The 18,482-nt window shown below is 34.2% G+C and carries 8 protein-coding genes; 1 reads left to right on the top strand and 7 read right to left on the bottom strand.

Translation table 11 applies throughout. The features are described from left to right. Window positions 1-60: 60 nt before the first annotated feature. The 5 genes from AC6CH4_RS11735 to AC6CH4_RS11715 form a co-directional block, all read right to left on the bottom strand. Window positions 61-1,650, bottom strand: coding sequence for a RagB/SusD family nutrient uptake outer membrane protein (locus AC6CH4_RS11735; RefSeq protein WP_498103176.1), 1,590 nt, complete (start codon window positions 1,648-1,650; stop codon window positions 61-63). A 44-nt stretch (window positions 1,651-1,694) separates the two neighbouring features. After that, window positions 1,695-4,670 carry a SusC/RagA family TonB-linked outer membrane protein gene (locus tag AC6CH4_RS11730; RefSeq protein WP_498103174.1) on the bottom strand — a complete coding sequence of 992 codons (2,976 nt, stop codon included), beginning with the start codon at window positions 4,668-4,670 and terminating at the stop codon, window positions 1,695-1,697. Window positions 4,671-5,096: 426 nt separating this feature from the next. Continuing rightward, a complete protein-coding gene (locus AC6CH4_RS11725) occupies window positions 5,097-9,233 on the bottom strand; it encodes a hybrid sensor histidine kinase/response regulator transcription factor (protein ID WP_498103172.1) in 4,137 nt (1,378 codons plus the stop codon). A 270-nt stretch (window positions 9,234-9,503) separates the two neighbouring features. Then, on the bottom strand, window positions 9,504-11,777 hold the full coding sequence (gene katG, locus AC6CH4_RS11720) for a catalase/peroxidase HPI (RefSeq protein WP_498103170.1): 2,274 nt from the start codon (window positions 11,775-11,777) through the stop codon (window positions 9,504-9,506). A gap of 422 nt (window positions 11,778-12,199) precedes the next feature. Then, complete coding sequence (locus AC6CH4_RS11715) at window positions 12,200-12,742, bottom strand: NAD(P)-binding domain-containing protein (RefSeq protein WP_498103168.1); 543 nt, start codon at window positions 12,740-12,742, stop codon at window positions 12,200-12,202. A gap of 194 nt (window positions 12,743-12,936) precedes the next feature. On the opposite strand from AC6CH4_RS11715, the gene AC6CH4_RS11710 reads away from it, so the two are divergent. After that, complete coding sequence (locus AC6CH4_RS11710; protein WP_498103166.1) at window positions 12,937-15,957, top strand: sensor histidine kinase; 3,021 nt, start codon at window positions 12,937-12,939, stop codon at window positions 15,955-15,957. Here AC6CH4_RS11710 and AC6CH4_RS11705 read toward each other — a convergent pair. Beyond that, window positions 15,954-16,583 (bottom strand): response regulator, encoded by a 630-nt coding sequence (locus AC6CH4_RS11705; RefSeq protein WP_498103164.1) that lies wholly within the window; start codon window positions 16,581-16,583, stop codon window positions 15,954-15,956. The genes AC6CH4_RS11710 and AC6CH4_RS11705 overlap by 4 nt on opposite strands. A gap of 191 nt (window positions 16,584-16,774) precedes the next feature. After that, window positions 16,775-18,379 carry a family 43 glycosylhydrolase gene (locus AC6CH4_RS11700; RefSeq protein WP_498103162.1) on the bottom strand — a complete coding sequence of 535 codons (1,605 nt, stop codon included), beginning with the start codon at window positions 18,377-18,379 and terminating at the stop codon, window positions 16,775-16,777. Window positions 18,380-18,482 lie beyond the last annotated feature (103 nt).

Genomic DNA, 18,482 nt, shown 5'->3' with positions numbered 1-18,482 from the left:
TTTTTTTAAGGATCCCAAACTGAGTTCAGGATCCGTTGTTATTTTGAAAACATTCTTTGCTTAATAGCCTACATTAAATCCTGCAGGTTTTCCCATCAAATCAATCTGACTTTGCGGAATTGGCATATTCACCATCGCCGGAGTCATCTTTAGTGGAACTTCTCCTGTAATAGTACCTGAAGGACTGGAACGGAAATATAAATTCTGTCTTTCTACCAATAGCCCCAATCTTTTCAATAAAAACCATCTGTTGTTTTCAAAAGCCAATTCTCTCGCTGATTCATCCAAATAGGTATTCAGCGTCCAGGTGGTAATATCGTAAGTCGTAACCGTGCTCGCAGGATCTCCGGTATACCCTCTTCTTCTAACTTTATTCAGGTATTGAAGTGCCTTTGTATCATTACCTAAATTATGATGTGCCTCAGAACCCAATAAATAAGTTTCGGCCAATCTGTAATACATATAATCTTTATAACTGTCTGAAGTCATAGGGAGTTTTTCTGTATCATGGTATTTTTTCAAACTCCAGTGCCATGCTCTGTAATTACCATTTGGAGCTGCAATCGCCGGATTAGTTATAGGTTGTCCGAATTTTGGATTTCCTGCAACATTGATTTTATAATCTAAATAATTATCAGAGTAATAGTAGGTTTTGAATCGTAAATCATTGGCCTGATCGTAAAGAGATTTCAGGTAATTGTTAGGATAAAACCATCCTAAAGCCTGTCCGCCATAAGCAACGTCCTGAATTAGTTCGCCTGGATTTAATTCGTAAGTTCTTTGTGTAAAAACACTACTTAACCAGGAACCGCCACCACCAGCTAAATTATCGTTTGGACCTAATAAAAAGTCTTTTTGATAAGCAAAAAGCGATTCTCTGTTATTACCATTTTGCCCCCAAACCTCAGCTAATGGGACTAATGCATGAGTTCCGTCATTAATAATCGCATCAAATTGTGCTGCAGCTCCCGCCCAGTCTTTTTGCCATAAGGCACTTTTTCCGCGAATGTGTCTTGCCACGCCCTGACCATAACGGCCTGCATCTACTTTATAAGGAAGATTGGCGATTGCATAATCAAGATCCCCGTCAATTAATTTATATACATCTTCATCACTGGCTACTTTGTATTCAACTACATCATTAATGTTTTCCGGAGTGGTTGGTATGGTGTCAATCAATATTCCGCCATACATTTGTTTTAAGTCCAGATACAATTCACCTCTGATTACCCTGGCTTGTGCTACTAGCCTTTTCTTAGCAGCATCATCCATTTTAACTGATCTTGCAGATGTAATAATAGCAGAACACCTGTCGATAATTTTATAACCCTGAATCCATTTTGAACCTGTAAACGCAGCAGGGTTATGACCTGTTCCGTAAGGTGTATTCCAGGTTCTGTGCAACCCTAAATCAGTAGCCACCATAAAAAACACATTGGCCCATAAATCACTATTATCACCTGATGGTAAATTGTAGTATCGCATTTGGTTATAAAGCGCGTTTACACCAACCTCTAACCCAGCTGGGGTACTGTAGATATAATCTACTGCAATCTGATCCTTTACTTCTTCTTCCAGAAATGATTCACATGAAGTAAATCCCAGAAAAAACAGGAATATCAAAACAAATAGAAAATTTATATTTTTCATAATCTTGTTATTTTTTAATTTATTATATGTTTTAAACTGCACCATTAAAAACCAACTTGTAAGCCTATAACACAAGTTACTGGTTCAGGATAATCGCCTACGTTTTTCTCAGGACTGTAGGATTGAAAATCTGTAATAGTAACCAGATTACTTCCTGTTATATAAAGTCTAAGATTAGTCAATCCTAATGATTGGAGTGTGTTTTCAGGCAAAGTGAAACCAGCAGATACATTTTGAAGTCTGATGTAAGATGCATCTTGCAAGCCTAATGTATACATATAGGGCGGGTCGTTACCGTCTCTGGGTCTTGGCCAGTCTCCACCCGGATTTTCAGGTGTCCAGTAATTTTGTTTGATACCATTTTTAACTCCTCTTAAAGATCCTCCCTGAACATAGCCGTATAAATAAGCATTGTCTTTCGTAATTCCCTGAACGGTATAAAAATCAGCAGAGAAATCGAAACGTTTGTATTTCATGCTTAAGGATACAGTTCCGAACCAATCCGGCATTTTTGAAGTGATCACTCTGTCTTCATCCGGATTTGGATTTGCACCATTTGAAGGATTTGCATCGTATAATTTGATATCTCCCGGAAGCAATGTCGTACCTGTAACAACTGGAATATTTTCTCCTACCTGATAAATTCCAACTGCTTTATATTGGTAATAAACATCGATTGGTTTACCTATAAACCATAAATTCCCTACAGCATCATCTTCTTTTCCATCTCCGTTTGCATCCTTACCGTAAATACTTTTGATACTGTTTTTGTTTTTGGTGAAAGTTGCACCAAGATTCAGACTAAAATCTTTCTTTTTGATCAATTCTCCATTCAAGGTCACCTCAAGTCCTTTGTTGTTCACCTTACCAAGATTAGACAATTTGGTTGTATAACCTGTGTTGGCATTTAATGCTTCATAAATTAATAAATCAGAAGTGTCCGTATTATAAACCTCTACAGTACCGCTTAATCTGTTTTTGAATAAGCCAAAATCTACAGCAAGATTTAATTGGGTTGAAGTTTCCCAACGTAAATCGGGATTTGATAATTGATTACCAGGAACATAACCCGACACTTTCACACCATTGATGATATAATCCCTTTGATTCGCCGTAGCCATACTTTGATACGGATTTTGAGGCTGATTCCCCACTTTACCATAACTGGCTCTAAATTTTAAGTTACTAATTACTGGTGCATATTCTGTTATAAAATCTTCTTTGTAAACATTCCATGCAGCATTGACTGCAGGGAAATATCCCCATTTATTATTTTTTCCGAATACAGATGAACCGTCAGCTCTTCCCGAAACTGTGAAATAATATTTGTTGTCAAAATCATATTCTAATTTTCCAGCGAAAGAAAGTAGAGATCTTTCGTTTCCTCCAATTTCAGGAGTATTTAAGAAAGCACTTTCTAAACCATATATTCCCAAAATATCACTTGGTATTCTGCTCGCTGTATTTTTAAAATCATTATACTTAGATGATGTTACTTCGTAAACAGCTGTCGCAGCAAAATGATTTTTTTCTGCCACTTTAAAATTATAATTGAAGATATTACTCAACTGATATTCGACATTGTCTTTATATGCAATACTTCCACTACCCTGACCTGAATTGGCAATCCCAGAAAGTGATTTAGAAGTATTAAAAGCCAGACCTTTGTAATTCCATGATCTTCTGCTGGTGTTCAATTTATAAGTAAGTCCTTTTGTAATGTTGATATCCAGAAAAATATTAGCAATGTCATTTCGGTTTAACTCGTTTAATCTCGTTTCGTAAATATCAATTAACGGATTTGGTGTTTCTTGTATTCCTCCAGGCAGTTGACGGTACGAACCATCATCATTATAAATTCTTCCAAGTGGTGATGTTGTAATTGAATTGCTTATAATATTCCCAACCCTCGCATCATTTGAAATAGAATTGTTTAAAACATTCCCTGAATTTGGGCTATTTGATTCCGAAAACTGAAGCGAAGCGTTCATTCCTATTTTCAACCAGTCCGTAACTCTTTGATCCACGTTAATTCTCATGGCAACTTTTTCAAAGTCACTATTAGGAATTACCCCAATCGTATTGATGTAATTAAGACTGGTAAAAATACTTGACTTATCCGTTCCTGAAGAAACGCTGATACTATGGTTGTTGGTAACACCTGTTCTCATAATATCTTTCTCCCAGTCAATGTATTTTCCTGATTGAACAGATTCTAATTCAAGCGGAGAAAAAACCTGATTGTCTGGTCTGTAAACTCCGTTATTGCTGGTTCTGTATGCCTCTCTTTTTAATTGGGCAAATTCTTCGCCACTATAAATGTCAAAATTTCTATTTACAGTCTGAACACCAGAAAAACCATTATAAGCAATTCTCGCTTTTCCTGTCTTTCCTCTTTTGGTTGTAATTAAAATCACACCGTTTGATGCTCTCGCTCCATATATAGATTGTGCAGCGGCATCTTTCAGGATTTCCAGAGAAGCAATATCATTGGCATTGATGTCATTGATACTTCCTATAACTATACCATCGGCAATTACAATAGGCTCGTTACTTCCGTTAATTGATTTTTTTCCTCTGATTTGGATTGAAGAAGAACTTCCCGGTCCACCATCAGCTAATGTAACCTGAACCCCGGCAGCTTTTCCTCTCAACATCTCTCCAACATCTGAGGTTGCCACTTTTAGCATGTCGTTTGGTTTAACCGATGCCACAGAACTGATTACATCACTTTTCTTTTTGGTACCGTAACCTACAACTACAATTTCGTCTAAAGCTTGTGAAGCAGGTTTTAAAACCACTTTTAAATTTCTTTTATTTTCTGTTTCAACAGCAACTTCATCCATTCCGATGAAAGAGAAAACTAATGTACTCTTAGAAGCAACATTAAGAGTAAAATTCCCATCAAAATCAGTTTGTGTTCCTTTAGTAGTTCCTTTAACATGGACATTTACGCCTGGTAAGGGCAATCCGGCATTATCAACTACTTTTCCTGTGATTGAATTTTCTTGTGCACTCATGTGGTTAGAGAGTACACACATGAATAGGATTAGAATTAATTTTAAATAATTCCCTCCAAGAAAAAGCATCTTTACATGTTTGTTGTTTTTCATTGTTAAAATATTAAATTGGTTAGTTAGATAAATCAGTAAGTGATTTACAATGCAAATGTGATTAATTAATGAGGGTATGAGGGGAGGAATTTATTCGTTTTTAGGGGCGTGAACGTGTTTATTTGAGGATTAAACATCTTTTTAAGTCTTTAAAAACGGTATTCGTAATAAAAACCTTAAATTTTGTATGAGACGTAATTATTGGATTGAGACTTAACCGCAACGGGCGTAAAAGAGGTTACGCAAAGGGCGCAATGAAATAAACAAAAAGGTTCGCAAAGCTTTGTAAATAAACTTTGCGAACCTTGCGTAAACCCTTAGCGAACTTTGCGGTTAAGTATTACTCGTATGGGAACTTTTATAAATAGTAGGCGACAGATTATAGAACTTTTTAAACTCTTTGCTAAAGTGTTTTCTATCACTAAAACCTACCATATAGGTTATTTCAGCAACTGAATAAGTCGTATTCATTAATAAACCCGCTGCTTTTTTTAATCGCATATTTTTGATAAATCCCGCCACAGAATGATTCGTAAGTGTTTGTACTTTTTTATAAAGAACCGTTCTGCTCATACCAATCTCTTTGACCAAATCATTTACATCAAAATTTGGATTATCGATGTTCTGTTCAATTATGCTGGTTAGTTTTTTTACGAATAAACCTTCTGGCGTATCCGGGTTTTCCTGTTCCGAATCTGAAATAAATCTTTCGCCGTATTTCTGACGCATTATTTCTTTGGCAGATAATAAATTCTGAATCGTAAGTTTCAATTCTTCAATACTAAAAGGTTTTGAAATATAAGAATCCGCTCCGGTAGAAAGTCCTTCAATTCTGTTTAAAGTAGAAGATTTAGCCGTTAATAAAATAACCGGAATATGATTGGTATTGATACTTGTTTTCAAAATTTTGCATAATTCGAAGCCATCCATTTCCGGCATCATGACATCGCTAACAATAAGATCCGGAATCTCCTTGTCCATATAATCCAAAGCGTCCTGACCATTGGTGAATTTTAATACTCTGTAGTCCGTATATAAGATGTCAAAAATAAAAGACAATACCTCTTCATTATCTTCCACAACCAAAATTGTCTTTTTGGTATGGTTCTCTGATTCTTCTAAATATTCTGCTTCATAGGTATCTACTTCTGTTTTAACATCAGAAATTGGACTTGCAGCTTCTGGAATTACAACTGCATTTTCAACTATTTGAGATTTCTTAAAATGATCTTTTCCTTTTTTCAAGGTAATGGTGAAAATGGTAGTGAAATTTGCATCTGCTTCGGTTTGTACTTTTATTTCTCCATGATGAAGTTCAACTATACTTTTGCTTAATGCCAAACCAATTCCGCTTCCCAAATTGGCACTACCGCGATCGTCCAGCTGAAAAAAGTTTTTGAAAATTTTCTTTTTCCTGTTTTCCGGAATACCAATTCCATTGTCTTTGACTTTTATTTCTATGGAATCTGAATCGTCTTTTTGTTCTACAGCCAAAGTGATACGGCCATTTTTACTCGTAAATTTAAAAGCATTTGACAGTAAATTATAAATCACCTTTTCCATTTGGTTTTTATCAAAATAGATAGGCAATGAATTGATGTTAAGCACAAATTTGTAGTCGATCTTTTTCTCTACTGCAAAGCCACGGAAAGACTCATAAATATCAAAACAGAAGGAAACAATGTCCTGTTGCTCACAATAGATTTTCATGCTGCCTTTTTCCGCCTTTCTAAAATCCATTAATTCATTGACCAATTTTAGTAATCGGTCTGAATTGTTTTTTATAATTTTTAATTTATGTTCCAGATTCGAATCCTTCTCGGCTCCACTTAAAAGCTCTTCAACGGGGCCGCTTATCAGTGTTAATGGAGTTCTAATTTCGTGGGATACATTCGTGAAAAAATCCAGTTTCATTTTATACAATTCTTCTTGTCTCTCCTTCTCTACCTGTTCTAAATAAAAAGCCTGTTTTAATAGTTCACGATTTCTAAAAAAGCGAAATAATAAAACCGAACCTGCCCCCAATAATCCTAAATAGAAAATATAAGCCCACCATGTTCTCCACCACGGTGGCAGCATTATAATTTTTAATGTTTTGATGGAAGGATTCCATTTTCCTCCGGCATCTGAAGTTCTTATTTTTAAAAGATAAGTTCCCGAATTTAAATTGGTTAAATTGATATAATGCTGAGAGCCTATCGTATGCCAATCGTCTTTATTAAAAGAACTTTCCAGTTTATAAGCATATTCATTTTTCTCCGGATTTACAAAGTTCATCGCACTGAATTCAAGCCCTATATAGCCCTGATCGTAACCCAAAGTAATTTCTGAAGTTTCACTAATGTAATTGTCTAACGGAATATCCTTATTTCCTGGTCTTATTTCTTCATTGTTTACGATAAGCTTCGTTAATACTACTTCTGCTTTTTGCTCCGCTTTAATTAATTTTGAAGGATTAAAAAGAATTAATCCGTTTGAAGATCCAAATACGAGTTGTCTATTGTTCAGTTTCAAACTGCTGTTATTGGAGAATTGTTTTACTTTCAAACCATCTTTTGAGGAATAATAGGTTATTTCAAAATCAGAAATATTCGGTGTCGGTTTCAGATTTTTCGTTTTGATCTTATACAATACATTATTGTCGCTGACCCAAATATTCCCTTCTGAATCTTCTGAAATGCTTTTTATGGTTTCATCCGTAAAACCCATTGCTTTATTAATTTCAAAAAACCGCTCTGATTTTTCGTCAAATAAATTAATACCGCCACTTTCAGCTCCAACCCAAAATCTTTTCTTCGAATCAGTAAACAAAACCGTTAGACTATTATTAGGTAATTTACTCTTTCCCCCTGTTTTGAAAACTTTGGTAACTCTTTTTAATTTTTTATCAAAAAAGTTCAAACCATATTGTGTTGCAATCCATAAACCGTTGCTTCTGTTGGCTATATCTGTAATAAAATTATCACTGATAGAATTTCCGCTGCCATCTGCCATATAACTTTCAACGGTTCCATCCTGCATTACTTTTTTAAGCCCATTTCCGTTTGTACCCACCCATAGATCTCCGTTATCCATTAAAAGCGAAGTTATTGGTCTTTCGCTTTCTTTTGAATCTTTCTGTGAAAGTGGAATTCTACTAAAGTTTTTACTGATTTTATTAAACTTAAATAAGCCTTTAAAAGTACCGCAATATAAATTTTGGTCATTCTGATGGACTAAAGAGGTTATCATATTAACCGACTTTTCAAAATCGTAATTATCGATTAAATAAACAGCATTTCTATTGTTTTTGAAATCGAGATGGTTCAGGCCTCCGCCATTGGTACCAACCCACAAAGTACCGTCAGCACTTTTGGCAACTGCATTAACCAATGCATTATTCAGACCAAAATTCGGTTTAATAACCTCACTTATTTTTGTAAAATTGGTATTTGTCTTTTGAAAAAAGTTGACTCCACCTCCATTTGTTCCAATCCAGATATCATCATGACGGTCTTTGAGAAAGCATTTCACATCATCGTCAGAAAGGCTGTAATTGGTTAACGGATTGTGTTTGTAAGTTGTAAATTCATTTTTATCCTTCTTAAAAACGCAAACGCCATTTTTAGTAGCAAACCAAATTGTGTTACTATCTACAACTGTAATATCATTAATCCAATTTGAAGATAAACTTTTTCGGCTACTGAAATCAACCAGATAATTGGTAACCGAATTTTTCGCCACAGCATAATGAAATACTCCATTTGCCTCAGTTGCAAACCATAAATCACCATTTTTTTCCTTGACGATTTTCCATATTTTCGATTTAAGTAAAGAAGCATTATCGCTTAAGGCTTTTGGTAAATTTTTCCGGGATCCGTTTTTAGGATCAAAACATTCTAATCCTTTAGATGTACCAACTAACACGCCATATTTACGATCAAAAAACAAAGAAAGTACCCTGCTTTTTCTAAATGGAGAATTGAGATCCGCAGAGATTTCTTCTAATAAAAGTTTCTTTTTGTTGAGACGTTTGATACCTCCAAAAGTTCCCACCCAAATGGTATTATTGTCATCCTGAATGATAGACGAAATATAGTTTCTACCTCCTTTAACTTTAAGAACATCAATTCTTAAAAAATTATTCTCTTTTTTATTGAACAGGTTTAAGCCATTATTGGTTCCGACCCAAAGTTGCTTTTGATTGTCTTCTAATATCACATTGATGTGACTATTACTTATTGTGGTCAGTACATCTTTATTGTAGGTATATCTTAAAAAATTGTAACCATCATAACTAATTAAACCATTTCCAGTTCCGATCCAGATAAAACCTTTCTTGGTTTGATGAATGCTGGAAATGGCGCTTTGAGAAAAACTTACATCATAATTTATATGATCAAAATACAAATCCGGCGCCTGAGCTACAGCGCTAAAAGAAATTGAACAAAATAAAATAAATTTTAAAATGCAGGTAGTAATCTTTTTCATAAAATGAATTTAAAAAGAGTTTAGATGCAATTAGGATTATAAAATTGAACCAAACGTACTGCAAGATAAATCTAAAACAAAAAAAAGAGGTCTGTATTTTTTCTTTTTAAGGGGTGTAGATGTACTTATACACGTACTTTTATAGCTTAAACGGCTTGTTTATGGTTTTAGAAAGGCATTTTCAGGATTCTACTATAAAATATTATAGCACTGTTAAACAAAAAAGGCGCCGAATTCTCGACGCCTTTTTTAGCTATTTATTTTCTTACTTTAAGCAAGATCAAATCGATCCAAATTCATGACTTTATTCCATGTCGCAACAAAGTCTTTCACAAATTTTTCCTGTGCATCGCTACTTGCATAAACCTCTGCAACGGCTCTTAATTCTGAATTAGATCCAAAAACCAAATCGGCACGTGTTCCTATCCATTTTGGCTGACCTGTTTTACGATCGTTTCCTGCATAAAGTTCTTTATCGTTAGAAACAGATTGCCATTGTGTATTCATATCAAGCAAATTTACAAAGAAATCATTCGTAAGCTGACCCGGACGGTGTGTAAAAACTCCGTTTTTAGAACCATCAGTATTAATATCCAATACACGCAGTCCTCCTAAAAGTACGGTTAGTTCTGGGGCAGTAAGTGTTAACAAATGTGCTTTATCAATTAGCAATTCTTCAGTCGCCACTGATGATTTTGTTCTTCTGTAATTACGGAAACCATCTGCTTTTGGTTCTAAGTATCCAACAGACTCCACATCAGTTTGTTCTGCAGTTGCATCCATTCGCCCTTGGTAAAAAGGTACACTAACTGTACTTCCGGCAGCTGCAGCTGCTTTCTCAACTCCTGCACAACCAGCCAAAACAATTAGATCTGCTAATGAAACTCTTTTTCCACCTCCTTGTGCTGCATTAAAGTCTGCCTGAATACTTTCCAGTTTATCTAAAACCACCTTAAGTTGCGCCGGATTATTTACGGACCAGTCTTTTTGCGGAGCCAGTCTTATACGTGCACCATTCGCACCGCCACGTTTATCTGATCCTCTAAAAGTAGAAGCCGAAGCCCAGGCTGTTCCCACTAATTGAGAAATGCTTAGTCCTGAATTCAGAATTTTCCCTTTTAATTGCTCTATATCGTTCTGATCTATTAATTCATGATTTAGTACTGGAATAGGGTCTTGCCATAATAATTCTTCCTGTGGAACATCAGGTCCTAAATAACGCGAGATAGGTCCCATATCACGATGTGTCAGTTTATACCAGGCACGTGCAAATGCATCTGCAAACTGATCAGGGTTTTCAAGAAAACGTCTTGATATTTTTTCATACTCAGGATCTAATCGCAATGATAAATCTGTTGTAAGCATTGTTGGTAAATGTTTTTTAGAACTGTCAAAGGCATCCGGAATAATAGGTTGTGCATTTTTAGCTACCCATTGGTGCGCACCTGCAGGACTTTTAGATAATTCCCATTCAAAACCAAATAAATTTTCGAAGAAATTATTACTCCATTGTGTTGGTGTTGTTGTCCAGGTCACTTCAAGTCCACTTGTGATGGCATCAGCACCTTTACCTGAACCAAAACCATTTTTCCAGCCAAAACCTTGTAGTTCTAAACCGGCTGCTTCAGGCTCTTCAGCTACATTATCAGAAGAAGCAGCACCATGCGTTTTACCAAAGGTATGTCCACCGGCAATAAGTGCAACCGTTTCTTCATCATTCATGGCCATACGACCAAAAGTGTCTCTAATATCTTTCGCAGCTAAAATAGGATCCGGATTTCCATCTGGCCCTTCAGGATTTACGTATATAAGTCCCATTTGTACTGCAGCAAGCGGTTTCTCCAGATTTCTGGTATGTACATGTCCATCGGCATCGTCATCTGACGATACAACTCCATGCTCTTTCGGCACTCCTTCAGAACCATCTTTGTAACGTTCATCGCCTCCTAACCATGTAGTTTCTGATCCCCAGTAAACTGCTTCGTCCGGTTCCCAAACGTCTGCTCTTCCTCCGGCAAAACCAAAAGTTTTAAAGCCCATTGATTCTAATGCAATATTTCCTGTTAGAATCAGCAAATCGGCCCAGGAAATTTTTCTTCCATATTTCTGTTTTATAGGCCATAGCAACCTGCGTGCTTTGTCAAGACTTACGTTATCAGGCCAGCTGTTCAGAGGGGCAAAACGCTGTTGTCCTGCACCTGCTCCTCCTCGTCCATCTTCTACACGGTACGTTCCGGCACTATGCCATGCCATTCGGATAAAAAGACCTCCATAATGACCAAAATCTGCCGGCCACCATTCTTGTGAATCAGTCATTAGGTCATGTAAATCTTTTTTTAATGCTTCAAGATCAAGGCTTTTAAAAGCTTCTGCATAATTAAAGTTTCCTCCCATTGGGTCTGATAATGGAGAATGTTGTCGCAGAATATTTACTTTTAATTGGTTGGGCCACCAGTCACGATTTTTTGTGCCTGTAGCTGCTACATTGTCCATACTGCCATTATGAAAAGGGCATTTGCTGATGTCATTTGAGTGGTCTTCCATGATTACAATTTATTTTTTGTTTTTATTACTTGTCTAATTATTTATGATCAGACTAATTTACAAACAAAATAAAAGAGTTAATCGAAAGATGTATATTAAATTAATCTACTTTAATAGATAAAATCTATTATTATAAAGGAATACGATTTAATATCTTGAGGATAAAATGAGATAAATCAAAAGTTTACATCTTTCTTGTAGCAATTATTCGTCGAAATTGGACAGAAGGAAGATGTGATAATTATATAAGTGCAAATTTTAATTTTATAAACTTCCGGCATGTAAGGTTTATATATTTGAAAATATAATTATCGGAAATTATTAATTTTTGTACTTCCTTGTTTGAATGTGTTTTTTTCATGCTGATATTTACAGGGGATAACCTGGAAGTACATTTTTTTTAAGCCTTACTATTTATAATTTTAGCATCGGCTTAATTGATAGTCTTCAAGATCGCAGCCTGAAAAATTTATAGTTTTTAAAAAACTTTTTACCTTATTTTTTGCTTTTGTATTCGTTCCGGTATAGAATATTTCATTTCCGGCCTGATTTTGAGATTGTGGCAAGATTATTCCGGGTTGCAGAATATTGAATATTTTAACCACATGAGCGGCTGGTAACAGAGAAGCTATAATTTCACTGGAAGATTTGGTATCTTTATCAGATTCCAGATATTCCAGACTAAAAAGAGGATTGTTTGTATGAAGCAATATCTTTTCTGTCATATCAGGCAAATCATCAAAAAAAGCTTTAAGGTCCTGACGGGGAATAAACAATATGATCATATTGGCTTTTACAGCTTTCTCTTTAGTAACTAATTTTACCTTATTTCCCATTTTTTCAATAATAGGTTTTAAACTTTGGTTACAACGATTATGGCTAATCAGCACTTCATGTCCTGATTTGGCAGCTCTGTCAGCAAAATCTAAAGTTATATTACAAACTCCTATAATACCTATTTTCATAATCTCTAATTTTTATTCATCTTTCTTTTTAATCAAAAGTTTTTAAGACTACGGTTTTAAACAAATATAACCGTATCGAACATTGTGAAATTACGACAACTTGTACCAATAAACCTACAAGTTTGTAGATTTAAAACTACAAATCAAAAATTATGAATTATGTTTGTTAAGTTTGTGTGCTTAAAATCAGTCCGATGTCAAAAATGACGTTGTTTTCATCATTTCGTTATTGCTTCCTTGTAGTATTACTAACTTCAATTAAAGTAAATTGTCAGGAAAACTATACAGCAAGATGGTATACGGCAGACAATAATGAATTACCTCAAAGTAGTGTAAAAGCAATCGCACAGGATAAATATAATTTTATCTGGATGACAACCGAAAATGGACTGGTTCGCTACGACGGCAATAGTTTCCTTACATTTAATTCTTCTAATACAGACTTAAAACAATGTCGTTTTACTGAGATTTTAGGCAACGTACAAAAAGATAGTTTGTTTTGTTATAATACTGATAAAAAAGAACTTGTTCTTATTCATCAGAGAAAGATCCGGCTCATCAAAAAAGGCAGTCCCGCCTATAAAATTATCAGAAATGGGCAGCGTTTTTACTATCATGACGGGCTTCCTTCCAACAACACCATAAATCCGCGTGAGCCATATTATATCAGAACATCCACTGGGAATCTTTTTTTTATAGATACTGAAAAAATAGAACTCTGTGATGCTAAACTGCAGCGTATTTATAAAACAAACTACAAAAGCGATAATGTCTTTAAGTTTTTTACCATTAACAACACCCTATTTTATCTCAAAGAGAACGGTGACATTGATTGCTTTTCAGAACAGGGAAAATCGGCAACGCTTCATTCTCCGCTTTTAAAAAACAAATATAAACTCTACTGGAATATTAGTGCCAACCAGGTATTTATTTATTCACAGAACAATATATACCTTCTAACAACACGTGCAGGTCATTTATCATTTATACCAATTGTGAACTTCAAGGAGTTTGAAAAAGGTAATATTATTTCTCTTCTTTATGACAACAAAAATCACAAACTGTATTTAGGAAGTTATACGAATGGACTATGCATCATCACTTTTCCTGATTTTAATACTGTAAAAAAGGATTTACATAAATCGGCGGAAATTTATTATGGATCAATAGCTGCCAGTGATAATACGCTTGTTACAGCTGAAGGACTGATATTTACTAATAAAAAAGTTATTGATAGCCTGTCCTTTGTTAAATCTACCTATTTAAACGAACACATAACAATTGCAAAAGATGATGATGATAATTTATGGATCGGCAGAGCCTTTGATGTTTTTTGTTATTTAAAGAAATCTAATTATAAAAAATATACTACTTATAATTTTAAGCAATCTGCAAAAGCTATATTTAAGGACCAAAACAATACAATATGGATTAGTCTGGCAAAAGACGAATTTCAAAAGGCTAAATTATACAGTATTAAAAAGGGTGCTTTATCGCTTGTAGCGGTATTTGAAGATAACATCAATCATATTGCGCAGTATGATGATAATACCTTGTATCTGGGAACTGAAATAGGTCTTTATAAATATAAAAAAGAGGAAAAGAAGTTGTTTTTTATAAAGAACTCCAAAAAGATACATGTTAGGGGTGTTTTTATTGATAGCGAAAAAAAAATATGGCTTACTACTTATGAAAATGGTTTTTTCCTGTACTCAGACAAGGTTTTTCATACCTTCCCTAAAGATGAACACAATTATCTTAACTCCTCTCATTGTATAATCGAGGACAAAAATGGTTTTTTCTGGATTCCTACTAATAAGGGTCTCTTCCAGATGTCCAGAAAAGCATTACTAGATTACAGCAAAAATAAAAAACAATCTATATATTACCATCAATACAATAAGACAGATGGTTTTTTAACCAATGAATTTAATGGCGGGTGCCAGCCTTGCGGAAATTTTCTTAAAAATGAACAAATCGCTTTACCGTCGATGAATGGTATTGTATTTTTTGATCCTTATAAAATTACTCCGTTACTTCCAAGTCAGGAACTTTTTATTGACAAAGTCCTCGTTGATCAGAAAGTTTTTTATCCAAAAGATACTATTGTACTGAAAAACAATTTTCAAAGAATAAGCTTTTCAATAGTTTACCCGTATTATGGCAACCCGGAAAATATAAACATTGAAGCAAGACTGGATAAAATAGCCAATAGTCGCTGGGAAAAAATAAGAGAAGATAATTTAATATCCTTTACTACATTACCTCCGGGAGAATACACGCTGACAATAAGAAACTTATCAGGATTTGATGGAAAATATACCTATAAAAAAATTACAATCATTATACCTGCCAAATTTCATCAGACTATTTGGTTTCAGATACTCTGTTATGTATTAGTCGTATTATTTCTAATTTTTATCTGGTACGTACGATTGTATTATATCGAATTGAAAAATATAAGGCTTCAGGAGATTATCGCAATAAAAACCAAAAAGCTGGCAAGAACTGTCAGCAAATTAAAAAGCACCGAAAAAGATTTAAAACAAGAGATCAAACAGCAGGAAACTCTGGTAAAAAGTATAAGTCATGATATAAAAAGCCCATTAAAATTTCTAACATCCTCTATAAATCACTTGTCTGATAACGAAAATATTCAGCAGGATGAAAAACTTAAACGACAAATAGAAACGATACAATTATCGTCTGATGAGCTATATGAGTATGTTGAAAACCTTATAAAATATTCGACAATATTTAGTGAAGGAAAAAAACTTGAAGATAAAAGTTATTCATTATACGATCTGATTGAGGAAAAAATTCAGATTTTCAGAAAAATTGCTGCCGCAGAAAATACGATAATCGTTAACAATGTAGATCAAAATCTATTCATCAGAACAAATAATAAAGCGTTATCTATTATAATTCATAATTTACTCGATAATGCCATAAAGAATACAAAAAATGGAAAGATAGAATTGTTATCGGTTACACAAGACAATATGCTAACCTTAACGATATCTGATAATGGGAAAGGTATGAGTAAAGAACTGATTGAGTATTATCTTGATTTTTACAAAAATCCGATCGTGAAAAATTATCATTTGGGGTTGCATATGATTATTGAACTTCTTCTGATAATTAAAGGAAATATCAATATTAAGAGTACTATTAATGAAGGAACCACTATAGAAATAATGGTGGAATTTAATTAATGCTCAAAACTTTTGTAGAGATTAATTAATTCTACCAAATTACTAATTTTAAGTTTTTCAAAAACTCTTGCCTTATAAGTACTCACCGTAGACATGTGGATATCCAGCATATTGGAAATTTCAAGATTTCCATTGCCATTTATTAAGAGTTGTGCAATTTGAAGTTCTCTTTTAGATAAAACTTCCAGCGGATTTATTGCCTTTTTGCTTCCCTTTGCTTCGACCAGTTTACTTACGAGTTCAGCAGAAATATAAGTCGAAGATTCAAAAATAGAGTTAATAGCAAACATTATTTTTTCTTCACTGCAGAGTTTATTCAGATATCCGTTAGCACCGGCAGAAATGTATTTTATGGCGTATTGCTCTTCTTCATGAGCTGAAAAAACAAGAATTTTTACTGAAGGCTGAATAGCTCTCAAATCGGTAATCATCCCGGTACTTTTACCACCCGGAATATTGATATCCAAAATAATCAGATCAAAAGAATCTTCTTTTAGAAGTGCAATAGCTTCAAAGAAATTTTCGGCATTTGAGATCACTACATCTTCAATTTGCTTTTCTAAAACCATAGCAACCCCATTTCGAACCACTAAATGATCGTCAACTATTAGAATTTTTTTAGCCATAATGAATTACATTTCTACAAATGTAAATTATTTAGTGAATCAACAAAATTTCTAAAATTTAAATTCCAATAAAAAAATTCCAAATTCCAAACTCGAAATTTCATGTTTAAGGTATCATTCTATCCATTTCTAACGCCTACCTTTTCACTTTCAAGTTCCATTTTAAACTCATAACTTATAACTTATAATTCCTAACTTCTCACCAAAGAAACATCATCAACTAAACAAAAAGCATTTGCATTTCCATCTGCCTTAAAACCTACTTCGACCTTGCCTCCTTTAATGACAATATTTTTAATCACAATTGTTTTCCATTCTGTATTCTCGTTTTTAATAGTAGAATTAAATGTTTTTCCGTTGCTTAAAGCATACATTTCCAAATTCGTAAACCCGTTACTGTTTTTAATTTTTGCCGTTAAAGTATAGGACCCATCCTCTAATTTTACAAAGGGTGAAGAGGACATAACCTGAAAAATTTTTCTTTTAAAATTAACTTTATCGCTAATATTTAAACTCTTTTCTCCAATGACAATTTTTCTTTCACTTTCTGTATTAAAATGATTTAAAACCGGTGAATTAATACTGTCTAACCCTATTTTATTTCCTTCCATAGCTTCACTTGCCCAGCCTGTCAATTGAATTTGCACCGGTTTAACAGGGCTCGGAATATGTCTGCGATCCGCTTCAAAACTGCCATTTTTTACATAATTATTGTCTGAAGCAACTTTCCAGTTTCCGGTTTTAGCATTGAGATTCCATGAACTTAAAGAATTAAAATAAGGCACTTTTCCTTCAAAAGAAATCGGACACCATTGATTGTACCCCAAGCCATTTCCTGCAAAATCTGCCCAGCGGTCTCCACAATACACAATTGTTTCTTGTTTACTTCCTTTGACAGAAAAGAAAAATCCGGTTTGCGAAATATGTGCAAAATCCTCTTCACAACCTTTCATTATCAACATGTCATTTACTGGAAGATAAGGACCTCTGATATCATCGGCTACTAAATAATAAGCAAAAGAACCGTCCCAGCCATAAATGTTAGAAGCAAACATATAATACTTATTTTGATATTTGAACATGCAGTTTCCTTCACGACTTTCTCCTTTAAAAATTTCTGTGCAATCTAACAGATTCACTTTTCCGTCTTTCAGGCCAATTTCAGAAACATAGATTTTGTTGCGGCCTCTTCCGTAAGAATAGACTAAATACGATTTTCCGGTATCTTCATCTGTAAAAATGGTTTGATCGCCCGTATTACTCGTTCCGATCATTTTCTCCATATTTATTTTCTTATCCCAAACAAATTCTCCTGTAGGCGAATCTGAAAGCGTAATCAATACCTCTTTGTCATGCTGAACAAACATGGCATATTTTTTCAGCTCTTTGATATAACAGACACCTAAACGTCCCACCCAACTTTTACCATTCGGATTAGCTTTTTCTTTCGTCAAAACGTTGCCTTCAAATGTCCAATTCACCAAGTCAACTGAGCTATAACATGTTACAGCTTCAAAAGTTGATCTGGTTAGTGTGATTGCCGGATTCTCCCGATAATGATTGGCTTCGACATATTGAACGCCGTACCAATAATATTTTTGTACACCAGTTACAGGATCAGAAAATTTAAAAATACCACCACCCTGACTGTTTAAAGGAAGACCATCTTTGGTGTTCCAGAATACATCATTTTTGATATTTAATTTCTGAGCAATACTGTTATTTGATATTGTAATGATGAAGGAGAAAATCATTAAAGCAATAAAATTAAAGGAATAGCTTATTTTAGTAATCATAACTGATTTGGTTAGGTTAGTCTTTAATAAAAGTATCTAATACTAACTAACTTAGCGTCATGCACTATCCTGTTTACTAAATTTTACAGAAAAAATGTTTTGT

The organism is Flavobacterium sp. GQ95, assembly GCF_059758655.1.
The sequence above is the reverse complement of the archived record's forward strand: the minus strand, read 5'-3'. Positions and strand labels throughout refer to the sequence as shown.